Raw genomic sequence first — 14,446 nt, 5'->3', positions numbered from 1 at the left:
GGACTGTTACTGTTATAAGAAAACACTTGCCAAACCAATACTGAATATGTAGAATCGACAAGGGTCTTTTCATAAACTACATATTTAATGGAGGCAGTCTCAAAATGAAAAACGTAATCGGGGTCCATGAAAGACCTCCTATAGGGCAAAGCATCATGCTCAGCCTGCAGCATCTTTTTGCCATGTTCGGTTCAACCGTACTCGTACCGAATTTACTTGGCGTCGATCCGGCGATTTGTTTGCTGATGAACGGTATCGGCACGCTGCTGTATTTGTGGATTTGTAAAGGAAAAATTCCAGCGTATCTGGGCTCAAGCTTCGCTTTTCTAGCTCCTGCCGGCGCGGTTATCGGCGATCAAGCAGCAGGCGGCGGCAGTTACGCCGCAGCTTTAGGCGGATTTATTTTTGCCGGCTTGATATTCACGATCGTGGCACTCATTATTCAAGCGGCTGGCACGGGTTGGATCCATGTCGTATTTCCGCCGGCGGCCATGGGCGCTATCGTCGCTATTATTGGCTTGGAGCTTATTCCAGTCGCGGCACGGATGTCCGGGTGGATCGTTCCTCTTGGCAAAGACCCGGCAACCTGGGTACCGGACCCTAGCATCGTGACCCTATCCACGATAACGTTGGCTGTTACCGTGCTCGGCTCTGTACTGTTCCGCGGCTTTATGCGAATTATTCCGATTCTGGTCGGTATCGTTACCGGTTACGTCATCGCTTTTTCCATGGGTCTTACGAACTTCACAGGTGTATCAAAAAGCGGGTGGATCCAATCGCCGCATTTCATGTTCCCTGAGTTTCATTGGACAGCGATCATTGCGATTGCTCCAGCGGCACTTGTCGTCATCGCGGAACACATCGGTCATTTGGTTGTAACGGGCAACATCGTCGACAAAGACTTGTCGAAGGATCCCGGTCTTCACCGCTCCATGCTCGGTAACGGCATTTCAACCGTATTGTCCGGCTTCGTCGGCTCCACGCCGAACACGACGTACGGCGAAAATATCGGCGTACTGGCGATCACCAAGGTTTACTCGACATTCGTCATCGGAGGAGCAGCGGTTATTGCGATTGTGCTTTCGTTCTCCGGTAAGTTTTCTGCATTAATCTCTGGAATACCAGAGCCGGTCATGGGCGGTGTCTCCCTTCTGCTGTTCGGCGTTATCGCCGCCTCCGGCCTTCGAATGCTTGTGGAATCAAAGGTTGATTACAGCAAGCCGACCAACCTGTTTCTGACGACAGTCGTGCTCGTTACGGGCCTCAGCGGCGTGAAATTGACCATTGGCGATTTCTCCTTATCCGGCATGGCGCTCGCTACAGTAGTCGCAATCGTTCTTAGCTTGCTGTTCAAGCTGTTTGATGTGTTGAAGCTTTCGAACGATCACGAAGCGGCGGGGCATTAGTTCCGGGCCAAACCGGCTATACAAAAGGGCTATCTCACCGTCGTTTACACGGCTTTGAGATGGCCCTTTTTTTGCGCTTTGAAGCTCAAGCGTATGGACGATAAGCTTCTTTATGTTCATCGATTTTCCTTCGATTTTCCGAATTCTCAGAGATGTCGGCGTCATGTATTATTTCGTAGAGCAGGATGTTAGTCAGGATCCTATGAAAAGTATCAAGGTTAGTCTTGACTCTTTGAAGTAAATCGGTGTTTCTTGAACTTCTGGAGCCGGTGGCCCCCAGACTAAAACTAAGCTTATTTCGGCAGCCACATCCGGTAATTGCCGCTTAAGGCCAGCATGGCAAACATATATAAACAGTTGTCGTAGTATCTGCGTGCGCCGGTACGGACCGGTGTATTCCAAAACAACTCCACATTGGCGCGCGCATGCGGTCCGTCGGCAGCAAGCGACGCCATGGCGTTCGCCGCAATCAAGCCGACCGGATGCAGCGATTTTTCCTCGAACGGCTCGCCAGCGACCGTATACCGGCGGTAATCGTCCGGCTGCTTATCCGCGAAGAACGATTGAAGCTTGTTCGCTTCTTCGATTTCCCATGCGTCGCCCCGGAACCATTCCCAGTCCAATCCGACATTGCACGCAACCCGATAGGAATCGCTGAAGAAGTGCCCGTAGCCCCGGTCGTTATTCGGCGTTCCATCGTAGTGGGCATACTCCGGCGCCAGGCCTGTTACGGGATGGCAAGAAATTTTCAAATACTCTCTGCTTGCTGTCGCAGCCTGCTTCCAAAACGCGCGGTCCTCCTCGTAGGCATACAAGGCGAACAGTTCGTAAAAATGCGGTAAATGATACGACGGATCTGAATATTCGCAGTTTGGGATAAACTTAATCAGCTTGTTGTCCGAGTTCCACATCGGATAACCGTCGTCGTTCTCTCCCTTATGAATGCACGTGTGCAGCAAATCGCGAGCCTGCCTGCCGTAATCGAACGGGGGCGGCCCCTCCTGCCAGCGAAACGAGGCGAACAGCAGCGCCATCGCAAAAAACTCTTCCCCGTCCGGTGCCGGGCCGTTCGCGTTTCTCGTGCCGTCTTGACTGCACGACCACGCGAAATAGCCGGCATGCAGACCATCCGTCATGTACATATGGTCCATCGTCCACTTCCATAGACGGTCGAATACGTCCTTGCGGTCCATCTGCACCGCCATCATCATCCCGTAGGACATCCCCTCGGTCCTTACGTCCAGGTTGCCGGTGTCGAGAAAATACGCTTTGCCGTCACCTGCCTCGTAATAAATCCGGGTGTCTTCATCGCCTTCGAACAGCTCATTCCACGTATGCTGAACCCTTGCTTCGATTTCCTCCTCCCTGTAGCCGCATTCCAGAAAAACGTTACGATATTGCCCTGTATAGAAGGCGCCTAATTTCCCCGACATTGTAAGTCCCCCCCGGCATAAAGTGTTATTGCTTCGCTAGCCCTTGATAACGCGCCAGAACGCTTCCTTCGGCTGCTGCTGCTCATCGAACAGCAACGGCCAATTTTTACGGCTCCGAACAGGGAAATAATCAAGCCATGTATAATCATCGGCCGCACCCCAGAACGTTACCGCCGAAATGTGCTGCTTGTATTCGCGGAACAGCTTGAAAAACTGTTCATAGCGCTCCGTCTGCAGCTCCTTCATCCGTTCTGTCGGCGCGGTTAAATCAGTCCGCCGGTCATCGTGTTCGAATACCGACACATCCATCTCCGTAATTTGCAGCTGCAGCCCCAGGGAAGCATATCTCTCGATTGCGCTGCGAATGTCGTCCAATCCCGGATTCGTGATATTCCAATGCGCCTGCAGCCCGACGCCGTGAATCGGAACTCCGTGGTCGACCAAGCCTTTAACCAGCTTATAAATTTTTTCCCGCTTCACGGGATTGCTCTCGTTGTAATCGTTGTAGAACAGCACCGCTTTCGGGTCCGCCTCATGCGCGTATTCAAAAGCTTTCGCAATGAAGCCTTCTCCCGCGATATCGAGCCACTTTGAGTGTCGCAGCAGCTCTGTTCCCTCATCCGCGATCACCTCATTTACGACATCCCAGGCGTATATGCTGTCTTTGTACCGCTTCACAACGGTATCGATATGCGTTTTCATGCGGGTCAGCAGCGTTTCGGCCTCAATTGTGCCGTCCTTGCTGTCCCGGAACAGCCAGTCCGGCGTTTGGTTGTGCCACACGAGCGTATGCCCTCTGAGCTTCATGCCTTGGGCTTTGGCGAAAGAGGCAATTTCATCCGCGTGCTCGAACGTATACGTATCCTCCGAAGGATGCAGGCTTTCAAACTTCATCTCATTTTCCGGTGTGATGCTGTTATAGTGATAGGCCAGAAGCTCTTTCTGCGTCTGTATCGTTCTCGTATTTACAGCGGCACCGATATCGAAGGATTGGCTGAATGCCTCATACAATTTAGGTATCACGGGATTATTAGAATGTCGCATCATTTGTTTTTCTCCTCTTTTCTTGGGTAGACATTAACCCTTGACTCCGCCAACCATCATACCTTTGACGAAGTACTTTTGAAGGAACGGATACACCATGATGATCGGCAAACTCGCGACGATCGTCATCGTAGCACGTACCGCCATTGGAGTGACAGCATTCGCTGCATCATTATTAGCATTCGCAAAGGCATCACTTGCTGTGCGGGCCGTTAATGATGCGTTCGAGTTTTGCAAAATCTTCTGCAGCTCGTACTGCAGAGTGCTCAGCTCCTGATAAGACGAATTGTACAGGAACACGTCGAACCATGAATTCCACTGGTATACGGCTGTAAAGAGAGCTACAGTAGCTAACACCGGCACGCAGAGCGGAAGCACAATTTTGATAAAAGTCGTGAAATCGCCGGCGCCGTCGATCCGGGCGGATTCGAGGATGCTTTCAGGCAGTCCGTCGATAAAGGAGCGAATAATGATCAAATTAAATACGCCGATGATGCCGGGAATAATATAAACCGAGAATGTGCCGAGCATGCCCAGCTCGCGTACAAGCAGAAAGTTCGGAATTAAGCCGCCATTGAAATACATGGTCAAAATAAACGCAAGCGTCACGAATTTGCGGAGAACGAAGTCCTGCCGGCTGATTGTGTAAGCGACCATCGCCGAACAGAATACTGTAACCACGGTACCAATCACGCTCCGAAGCACCGATATCATCGTTGCATGAAACACGCTTGCTTCCTTGAATACATATGCATAGTTATCCCATGTAAACAATCTCGGCCACAAATAGATGCCGCCGCGGATTGTATCGTTTGCTTGATTTAGAGAAATCGCCGCCGTGTTTAGAAAAGGATACAAGGTGACGACCATGAGCAGGACCAAGAAGATATAGTTGCAAATGTCGAAAATCCGGTCTTCGCGCGATGAAGATATGCGATGCGCCTTTTTCGGCTTCGACGATGATATAGCTGCTGTTGCCATGATCTAACCCTCCTTAGAACAATCTGGATTCGCCCATCCGCTTCGCTAAATAGTTCGCAGCGAACAATAAAATAAAGCTGACTACGGTCTTAAACATCCCCGCAGCGACCGAGAGCGAGAAGTTGCCTTGTGCGATACCGTATTTGAGCACGAAAATATCGATAACCTCGGAATAGTCCACGTTCATGCCGTTGCCGAGCAAGTATTGCGGTTCGAAGCCCGCTTCAAGCAGATGTCCGATTTGCATAATCAGCAGGACGATAATAACCGGCTTAATGCCTGGCAGCGTCACGTACCAAATACGCTGGAACCGATTCGCGCCATCCATTTTCGCAGCCTCATATTGGGCCGGATCAATCATGGTCATGGCAGCCAAATATACGATGGTATTCCAGCCTACATCCTTCCAAACCGAGGATGCCCCGAATATTCCCCAGAAATATTCCCCTATCCCGAGGAATAATATCTCATTGCCTTTGTCCACCCATCCGAACCAAAGCATCATTTGGTTAATGATCCCATCGGGCGAGAGCGTCGATTGTACGATGCTGGCCGCTACGACCCAGGAAATAAAGTGAGGCAAATAGCTGACCGTCTGAACGACACGCTTGAAATAGACATGCCGTACCTCATTCAACAGAAGAGCTAGAATAATGGCTGTAACGAAGCCGAGCGCGAGATTTATTGAGCTCATTGCAAGCGTGTTTCGCAGTACTCTTAAAAACCGTTCATCCTGGAACAAAAACGAAAAATGCTCGAAGCCTACCCATCTTTGATTAAAGAAGCCTTTAGCCGGCTTAAAATCTTGAAACGCGATTGTCCAGCCCCACAGCGGCAAATATTTAAATATAAATAACCATAAAATAAACGGAACAGACATCAGGACAAGGGCGCGCTGTCGAACCAGTTTCGTGAAAAAACCCGCCGGTTTATTGGATTCCGTCTTGGCAGACGCCGTCAGTGGTGTGTTCTCCATACATTTCTTCTCCTTCCGGCACCGATTCGGGATAAATAGGGTGAAAAGGTCGGACGCGAGGCTCTTAAGTGAGCCCCTTCAGGCCGACCTTTCCTTTACTGCTTCATTTATTTCGCTTTAGCCAGATCGATCAGCTTCTTCACTTCTTCTGTCGTCCATTTCTCATATTGTTCCGTATCGAGTTTACCCATCTCGCCCGTGTACTCCGCCCAGACGGCTTCGAACTCGGATGGATTTGCAAGAACGAGTTTCGGGAAGTACTTCTTCGTGATTTCATCGCTCTTCGTTGTGAAAATTTGCTGCGGCGAGCCTTGCTCCTTCGGAATCGCCCATGCCGGGAACCAAGGACGCTCATCCGGTGCTGCAAACATTTCCGAATACGTTTTTACGCCATACTTCTCAAGAATCGCTTTATCGGCGTCCGTTAAGCTCATTTGGAATACTTCCGGTTGTACGCCCGGCGACACGGCGTTTCCATCCGGGAAGGATGAGCCGTTGCCCCACAGCGGCCAGTTCCACGAATAGTATTTGAAACCGAACTTTTCGTTGAACGTCTCGTCAATCTTGGCGATTTGCTCCGGCGTACGGTACATGCGGCCTTGATCATTCACTTCGAACGTCTCGCCTTTAATACCCCAGCTGCGAAGAACTTGGTTTTCCTCCTTCAGCAGGTTATCGAAATATTGAATAATGCGGACCGGATCCTTCGCGCTTACCGTGATGCCGATACCACGGTTCTTAACAAAGCTTGGCGGATCGAGGTATTGGTCCTTCTGACCGTCAAACGTAACCGGAAGCGGGAAGTAACGCAAGCCGTCCTTCGACGGGTCAGCTTTCGCCGCATCACTCAAGTTGTTTGTCGCGTTGCCGACTTGCCAGCCGTAATCGAAGAAACCAAGTACTTTGCCGGAAGTCATTTTTGCAAGATATTGATCGTAGTTGTCAACGAAGGAGGCCTTGTCGAACATACCTTTTGCATTAATGTCGTTCAACTTCTGCAGCCAGCGTTTCGTGGAGTCTGCCGCTGCATACGTTTTTGCTTCAAACGTGTTCATATCGACAATAACGCCGCCATCGTTCGGGTACCCTTCGAGGTGCATCGGAGGGTTCGACGTTGCGAAAAATCTCCAGTCGTGCGTAAGGGTCATGAAGCCAGTCAGATCTTCGTCTTTATGCTTATTCATGTAGTCTTCAATCAGCTTAAAGTAGTCATCCAGCTTGTTGATCTTCGGATAGCCTGCTTCTTCCAATACGCGGCGCTGAACCCAGAACGCACCTTGACCGATGGACGGATCCGGGACATACTCGCCGACTACGTTGGAGAACGGAATAAAATAAATGTTTCCGTCTGCCGCTTTCATTTGGTCGAAATAAGGACCGTACACTTTCTTAATGTTCGGACCATGCTCCTCGATCAAGTCATTGAGCGGTATGAACGCCCCGGCGTCGAGGACTTTGTCGATCGCTGCATCCGGAATCAATACGTCCGGGTAGTCGTTGGAGGCGATCATCGTACCGATTTTCGTATTGAGGTCGCCGACCAAATGTTCAATTTTAAAGTTAACCCCCGTTTGGTCTTCGAGCATTTTCCCGATTGTCGTTTCGTTTGTATTGATGTCCTTCGCCGCAGCGGCTGCATTGAAGTAGCTGAAAGTCACCTTTTCAAGTGAAGCAGGCTTTTCGGCCCCGTTGCTCTTCGTCTCGCTGTTATTGCCCGGCGTCGCCGACTCATTTGTTCCGTTCCCGCCTGAACAGCCAATGACCGTGAACAGCATTGCAGCGGCAATCGCTCCTGTCATCCATTTCTTAACGTGCATGTTTTGTAGAATCCCCTTTCAACAGCCATTATTTTGTAAGCACTTTCAGTATAAAATGAAACCGGTTTCTCTGTTACCCGGCAAACTAAAGGTTTTACTTTCAAAAACAAACAACATAAGACGGCGCGGAACGATACCGGAGGTTCCGACATTCAATCCGCGCCATAGGTTATCCATTATTGCTACCCGCGATCAGGTACTCGAATGTGGACCAGCGTCCCTTCTCCCGGGGAGCTTGTTATTTCAAAATCAGCTTCACCGTTGAAATACATCTGTAACCGGTAATAGATGTTTTTGATACCTACGTTGTCCCCCATATCTTCGCTCTCATGCAGTGATCTCATCATTCGGCCCAATTCCTCCTCATTCATGCCGACGCCGTTATCCTTCACGCTAAAATATAGCGATCCGTCACGATGCTCGATTCTGATCGTAATCAGGCCATCTTCCTTGAGCGGCTCGATGCCGTGAATGCTGGCATTCTCCACCAGTGGCTGAAGCATCATCTTAGGAATGGTACAGCTATAAGCGGACTCGTCCACCTCGATTTGATAGTTCAGCTTATCAGCAAACCGGTACTTTTGAATCTCTAAAAAGCACAGCACCAAATCCATCTCTTCCCTGACGCTGACCCAATCCTTGCCCCATTGCAGCGATTTCCGGAATATCTTTGCCATATTATGAATGATTTTAGCCGTCTCTACCTCGTTTTTCATCATGCTTCGCGTTCGAATGGTCGCAAGCGCGTTAAACAGGAAATGCGGGTTGATTTGGCTTTGCAGCGCGTGCAGCTGCGCTTGATTTCGTTTCAGCTCAAGGTCCTTCTTCTGGATATCGGCGACATAGACGTCGTCGATCAGCGTTTTAATTTGCAGGGTCATCAAGTTGAACTCTCTTGTGAGCTGCCCGATCTCGTCACGGTGATCCCCGTACGCCACTGTATGGAAGGAGCCATATTTCACCTTCTTCATATGCCGCAGCAATCCAACCAGACGTGCGCTTAGCGATTTCATAATCCACGCAATGATCAGCGTCGGGATCAATATATTAGTCAAAGCTAAATAATAAACGGATACCCTGGACTTCCGAACCTCCTCCAATACCTTCTCCTCAGACACGGCTAGCACAATCTTCCAGTCGCCAATATCATTCATGTTTGAATATCGTTCTTCAAATAGAAAAGCATCGCTTGCCAAGTAGGAAGGAGAGTAAGCGGCCTTTTGATTCACCCAATCGATGTCCCGCCGGTTCGAATACTGGATAATGTTGTCCTCGTCAACCAGGAAGACGTCGCCGTCCAGCGCGATGGAGCTGAACACCTTCCCGATCGCATCGGCGTGGATATCGATTTTCACGAATTTTTGCCACTTGTTCTGATCGGCGGAATAATTGAGCTTTCGAATGATGCTGTACATATTTTCGCGGCCAAACGCGCCCAATTCACTATTGCGGACAACGATCGGATAAGACGTCTGATTGATTTCCCGGTACCACTCGGAATTTTCAACCTTTTCTGTGATGGGTATGACGTATCCGCCGCCTATAATGGTCGGATTGTCCGTATAAATCGTAATTTGCTTTATGGATTTATAGACTGGACTGTATTTGTTCAAAATCCAGACAATGTCGGTGTTGTAGCTAGCTATATATTCACTATCGGTTTTGTACAATCTCTCCAAGCTTTCGTTTAAGAAATAATCCGTGTTTAATACGGAGGAGATTCCAAGAGCGATATCGATTTGGGAGCGGAGGTCGTTCCTTGCCTTCTCGACTGTAATGGCGATATCTTTCATTTTTTGATTTTTAACGTTATTCGTCGTTACATTATAGAAGATCACGTTGGTCAGAACGATCGGGATCAGCACGCATAAAAAATAAATAAGCAGCATTTTGTCCCGCAGCTTCACGTGATTTAAGCTTAGTTTCAGCATATACAAACCACCAGACCTTAATTTTTGGCGTATAGGGCGCTGCGGTATTCGCTCGGTGTCTTCCGTTCCACCTTCTCGAACTGAGTCACGAAATAATCCGCGTTACTATAGCCGATTTTATCCGCGATTTCGTACACCCGAAGCCCCGTCTGGCGAAGCAGCCGCTTCGCTTCCTGCATACGGGTTTGGAGCAAAAACTCATTAAAATAGACGCCGTATGTTTTCTTGAACAGCTGTCCCAAATAGACCGGATTCATATAAAAAACGGCAGCTATGCTTTTGAGACTCAGATTTTGGTCGTAATGCGTCTCAATATATTGTTTGATCTTCTGAATACTGCCTTTCGAATTATTTTTCCGAAGCACTGCAATATAGACCGTGCTTTCTTGAATAAAGGTTATAAACATGGCTTTTAGTCCTTGTAAGGAAGCGGGCGTCTGCGTCCAGGTAACCATCGTATCCAGCATCAGCAAACCGTTTTTGTCGCCATCCATGCTCTCTATGATCCGCACGACGCCAAAGATGAACCGGGTTATTGACCTAACCACCGCATCCGGCGCATAATGCTCCGCTTTGAATTTATCAAAGATTTCATCGATCTCGCTGGACAGAGCCGTCGGCTCATTCTCTTCAATGGTTAGCATAAGTCTCGCAACCACACTGTCGTCCGTTTCTAAGTATCGGACAGGACAACCTTCCCACTCCTCGAACAGCATAGGCCCATCTGCGGTCGATGCGTATTTGTGTTTCCAAGCTTCGCCGGCTGTTCGATACGATTCGGGAACGAGCTCGACCGCAGATACAGCCTTCCCTCCATACAGAACGACATTCGCACCTAATTGCTCGCGAAGCCGCAGCTGCAGCATATCGGCAAACTGCTTCCAGCTGAGGTCATCGCTCTTCCAGCTTCGCTGGCACGCGACAAACCCGTACACGCCTCTCTGCCGCTCATGAACATAAACGACCGCTTGATCAATCGCAGAAGATATCGCGTTAGCAACATCCGTTTTCCATCGCCCTTCCGAATCGTCAGGGGTAAGCTGAAGATCATTGAGTTCAACGTCGAAATAGCACAACTCCTCATCTTCACTCAGCCCCAATGCCCGCATCATATCGGAAGACAAGGCCTTATCCAGCGTTCCCGTCACTAAACCATCGAAGAAGGATTTGCTCAGCATTCTTGCCCGATCCGCTTGAAATTGTATGTTCCTGCTTAACGTTTCACTCAACGTTTGGAGCGTCTGTTCCATTTCCTCCTCGTCGATCGGCTTCAAAATGAAGTCATTGACGCCGAAACGAACCGCCTTCTGCGCATATTTGAAATCGCCGTACCCGCTGACAATAATAAACGAGGGTTCCGCTATCTTTCTTTCCTTCACCGCTTGAATCAACTCCAGCCCGTCCAGCACCGGCATCCGGATGTCGGTGACGACCAAATCCGGCTTGATCTGCTCGATTACATGCAGCGCCTCTTCGCCGTTCGCAGCCTCGGCCACGATATCGAATCCGTGTTTGTTCCAGTCGGTAAATTGCTTTAAGCCTTGTCTTGCATACAACTCATCATCAACCAAAACTACCTTGAACATCATAAGTCCCCCTTGAGATCGTTGTCTTCATGCGGCTGGATATTCGCTCAAGTTTGCTGGTGCCTTACCGGCATATGTCATTTTATTCATCTCAATATACAGGAAGCGCTTTCAATCCATTTAAGTATACTGTAATCCGATGTGCACTTTAACTGCAAAAAATATAGATTCTCCTTAGTTTACTATATACCGCCTTTTATTGCTTTGGGTAATTCTGTAGTAAATCAGCTAGCCGCACATGAAGAAAGGGAGCGCCAACTTGGGCACTCCCTTCTTGTAAATTATGAAGCATCCTGCCTTCCTTCCACATAGCATAGAGCGAAAGGAGTGAAGTAAGCATGCCCGCCTATCGCATTATAGTAGACCTGTCAGACCGTCATCTGCACTTACTGGACGGCAATACAGTCGTTCGTTCCTTCCCGGTCGGTATCGGTAAAATGGTCACCCAAACACCTACCGGTGAATTCACGATCATTAATAAACAAGCTAATCCCGGCGGTCCATATGGTGCCTTCTGGATGGGGCTGTCCAAACCGCATTACGGTATTCATGGCACTAATGACCCTTCCTCTATCGGCCGTATGGTTTCGCTTGGGTGTATCCGTATGTATAACGACGATGTTATCGCTTTATCAAAAATAGTACCCATACGGACGCGCGTTACGATTCGGCCATAGCGAATAGACATTCACGTTAGCTCATCTCGAACGATAAATTTCACCTGCCGTTGTGGTAAAATGATTAGACTAAGCCTAATCTGTAAGTAAGGATGTGCTTCTATGACTTACATCCACAACGTCGATCTTCAAGAGATCCCGCTTTATTTTGCCTACCAGCGTGCAAGCTACGGAAACGAGCAGTTCCAAGGGACGTTTCATGCCCATCAAGGCATTGAAATATTATTTATCCATCAGGGAAAAGGAACACTTATCATCGAACAAAAGAGCTATGAAATCACCTCAGGAATGATGTGCATTTTTCAGCCTTACCAGCTGCACCATGTTCAGATGGATGTTAGCCGGGAGACGCCCTTCATACGTTCTATCGTTCATTTTGAGCCATCCCTATACGAAACGTATTTTGACAAATGGCCGGGATTGCAAGCTTTTTTCCGAAAAGTGCATATGAGCAAGCTCTCCGGGAACTGTATGTACAATTTGGGAGAGCCCGAAGCACTGCATAGCTTGCTGAGAAGCTTGAATGAAAGGCTTCCCAGCCTATCCAAGAATGATTACTTTGAAGAGTTTTCTTTGTTCCTCGTGGCCTTCTTCCGAGTACTCAAGCAGTTGTGGGAACAGCAGACGGAGCATCCCGTTTTAGGCGCTGCACGAAAAACGCATCAGGCAGAACGAATTCTTAGCTGGCTGGAGCACCATTATAAAGAGCCTTTGCGACTGGACCATATGGCTAGTGAGCTTCACCTTTCTCCCTATCATTTGTCCCATTTGTTCAAAGAGTGTACGGGAAGCAGCATTTCCGATTATGTGACGGCCAAAAAAATGCAGCAGGCCATACTGCTTCTCACCGCGACCGATCAATCGATTGCCCGAATTGGCGAGGAAATCGGCTTAACCAACTGCTCCTATTTTTGCAAATTATTTAAGACGCACATGGGTACGACACCGCATCAATACCGCAAACAGTTTCACGAAAAATTTAAGAAGATGAACTAGGCCGTCATTTGTAGCTGCTTCCCGTTGTGATCGACTGATCCGTGAAGTTTTCCACCGATGTTTTTTTCTCATAGAAGTGAATTGCACAAGTCTGCATGCCGCTTCGAGTATAAAACGGATCATCCGGGCTTAACGGGAATTGCACAAGCTGCCCCGTGCTTGCCGACTTATAGATGCCGACGATAAGCTCAAGCGTTTGACGCCCGCTTATACCGTCGATAAGGACAGGCTGCCCGGTTTCTATAGCAGTAAGAACGTTGTCGATTTGTCCGGCATGTCCCTCATACACGACTTCCGGTAAGGCGTCGTAATAGCGCTGAAGCTCTTGCTCCAGCAAAGGATTCGGCTCAGGAAATCCGTTCGCCATAGAGGTGGACGCTTTTATTTTCCATGGCGTGGAGACACGCGCCTTTGCCCCTTGGAAAATAAGCTGCTGCTCCTCGCCGTGGTGCACGACGGAGCTCGTTACTTGCGCAAGCGCGCCATCCGAATAACGGAGCATGCCGATCGATAAGTCCTCTACCTCCGCATTGTCGTGCGATACATTCGTCATAAACGCCTGCACTTCCGATGGGCGGCCCATCATCCACAGCAAAGCATCGATATGATGCACCGCATGATTTAACGTACAGCCTCCGCCTTCCTTCTCCCACGTTCCCCGCCACCATAAATCATAATAGCAGTGTCCGCGCCACCAGAACGAATCGACCTGAGCATGCAGGATCTTGCCCATGAGTCCGCTGTCCAGCACCGATTTCAGCTTCATCATCGGCGTTTTGAACCGGTTCTGAGCGATGACGGACAACACTTTCCCGCTCTTCCTTGCCGCCTCGTTCATAAGGTCGCACTCCTCCAAGGAGGAGGCCATTGGCTTCTCGACGATGACGTGTTTGCCCGCTTCCAAAAATGCGACCGCAAGTGGAGCGTGCGTATAAGGCGGCGTACAGATCGATATGATATCAATGTCCTCGCTAAGCAGCTCCTTGTAATCCGATACCGCCTTTGCTTCCAGCTTAAATTGTTCAATTCGAGATAATGCCTTCTCTTCGTAAATATCGCTGATGGCTACAATCCGGCAGCGTTCGGGAAATTGCAAATATGATTCAATATGAGCCGTAGAGATAGCCCCGGCACCGATTATGGCTACTTTAAGCATAGTTGAAACCTCCTAAAATACGTTTTGCAAAGCAAAACCAGCTGCGAGAGCATTAGATTTACTTGTTGCAACAAGCTTACCAAGCAAACGGTTTCAAATGTATGCATAGATTGTGAGAAAATGACGCTACTTTGCGGTTTAATCTTCCCAATCGGACTCATCTTTCACTGCATCAAAAAAAACCCTTGCTCCGCAAGGGTTTCGATTATTTAAGTTATGGTGCGGTAGACAGGATTTGAACCTGCACGTCCATGGGACACTACCCCCTCAAGATAGCGTGTCTGCCGTTCCACCACTACCGCATATTTGAAGTTTAATTAATCCTGCACCCGCACTTACTTCGAGGGTTGAAGTAAATGGTGAGCCATGAAGGACTCGAACCTTCGACACCCTGATTAAAAGTCAGGTGCTCTACCAACTGAGCTAATGGCTCTCACTGTGAC

General features: G+C 48.9%; 11 protein-coding genes and 2 tRNA genes. 3 read left to right on the top strand and 10 right to left on the bottom strand.

Going from position 1 to position 14,446, the window contains the following annotated elements; genetic code table 11:
* Positions 1-104 precede the first annotated feature (104 nt).
* Positions 105-1,406 carry a uracil permease gene (uraA, locus tag DFP97_RS14730; RefSeq protein WP_114380940.1) on the top strand — a complete coding sequence of 434 codons (1,302 nt, stop codon included), beginning with the start codon at positions 105-107 and terminating at the stop codon, positions 1,404-1,406.
* Positions 1,407-1,699: 293 nt separating this feature from the next.
* Here the strand turns inward: uraA and DFP97_RS14725 are convergent, their stop codons facing one another.
* The 7 genes from DFP97_RS14725 to DFP97_RS14695 form a co-directional block, all read right to left on the bottom strand.
* Entirely contained in the window at positions 1,700-2,839 is a 1,140-nt protein-coding gene (locus DFP97_RS14725) for a family 8 glycosyl hydrolase (RefSeq protein WP_114380939.1), read from the bottom strand.
* Between the two features lie 36 nt (positions 2,840-2,875).
* Positions 2,876-3,883, bottom strand: coding sequence for an endo-1,4-beta-xylanase (locus DFP97_RS14720; RefSeq protein WP_114381019.1), 1,008 nt, complete (start codon positions 3,881-3,883; stop codon positions 2,876-2,878).
* 33 nt (positions 3,884-3,916) lie between these two features.
* Positions 3,917-4,864: a carbohydrate ABC transporter permease gene (locus tag DFP97_RS14715; RefSeq protein ID WP_114380938.1), complete on the bottom strand. Its 948-nt coding sequence runs from the start codon at positions 4,862-4,864 to the stop codon at positions 3,917-3,919.
* 13 nt (positions 4,865-4,877) lie between these two features.
* Positions 4,878-5,840, bottom strand: coding sequence for an ABC transporter permease (locus DFP97_RS14710; protein ID WP_114380937.1), 963 nt, complete (start codon positions 5,838-5,840; stop codon positions 4,878-4,880).
* A 107-nt stretch (positions 5,841-5,947) separates the two neighbouring features.
* The gene (locus DFP97_RS14705; protein WP_114380936.1) at positions 5,948-7,657 is read right to left on the bottom strand and encodes an extracellular solute-binding protein; all 1,710 of its coding nucleotides are present in this window, start codon (positions 7,655-7,657) and stop codon (positions 5,948-5,950) included.
* Between the two features lie 182 nt (positions 7,658-7,839).
* Positions 7,840-9,588, bottom strand: coding sequence for a sensor histidine kinase (locus DFP97_RS14700; RefSeq protein ID WP_114380935.1), 1,749 nt, complete (start codon positions 9,586-9,588; stop codon positions 7,840-7,842).
* 17 nt (positions 9,589-9,605) lie between these two features.
* A complete protein-coding gene (locus tag DFP97_RS14695) occupies positions 9,606-11,177 on the bottom strand; it encodes a response regulator transcription factor (RefSeq protein WP_114380934.1) in 1,572 nt (523 codons plus the stop codon).
* Positions 11,178-11,512: 335 nt separating this feature from the next.
* On the opposite strand from DFP97_RS14695, the gene DFP97_RS14690 reads away from it, so the two are divergent.
* Both DFP97_RS14690 and DFP97_RS14685 read left to right on the top strand, forming a co-directional pair.
* A complete protein-coding gene (locus tag DFP97_RS14690) occupies positions 11,513-11,851 on the top strand; it encodes a L,D-transpeptidase (RefSeq protein ID WP_114380933.1) in 339 nt (112 codons plus the stop codon).
* Between the two features lie 102 nt (positions 11,852-11,953).
* The gene (locus DFP97_RS14685; RefSeq protein WP_114380932.1) at positions 11,954-12,847 is read left to right on the top strand and encodes an AraC family transcriptional regulator; all 894 of its coding nucleotides are present in this window, start codon (positions 11,954-11,956) and stop codon (positions 12,845-12,847) included.
* 4 nt (positions 12,848-12,851) lie between these two features.
* Here DFP97_RS14685 and DFP97_RS14680 read toward each other — a convergent pair whose 3' ends face one another.
* The 3 genes from DFP97_RS14680 to DFP97_RS14670 all read right to left on the bottom strand — a co-directional run bounded on the left by DFP97_RS14680 (position 12,852) and on the right by DFP97_RS14670 (position 14,436).
* The gene (locus tag DFP97_RS14680; protein ID WP_114380931.1) at positions 12,852-14,003 is read right to left on the bottom strand and encodes a Gfo/Idh/MocA family protein; all 1,152 of its coding nucleotides are present in this window, start codon (positions 14,001-14,003) and stop codon (positions 12,852-12,854) included.
* A 217-nt stretch (positions 14,004-14,220) separates the two neighbouring features.
* Positions 14,221-14,305: transfer RNA gene (locus DFP97_RS14675), tRNA-Leu, on the bottom strand.
* Between the two features lie 55 nt (positions 14,306-14,360).
* A tRNA-Lys gene (locus DFP97_RS14670) sits at positions 14,361-14,436 on the bottom strand.
* Between the last annotated feature and the right edge of the window lie 10 nt (positions 14,437-14,446).

Source organism: Paenibacillus prosopidis, from assembly GCF_003337375.1.
GTDB lineage: Bacteria > Bacillota > Bacilli > Paenibacillales > Paenibacillaceae > Pristimantibacillus > Pristimantibacillus prosopidis.
Note: the sequence above shows the minus strand (reverse complement) of the source record. Positions and strands in the feature narration are given on the sequence as shown.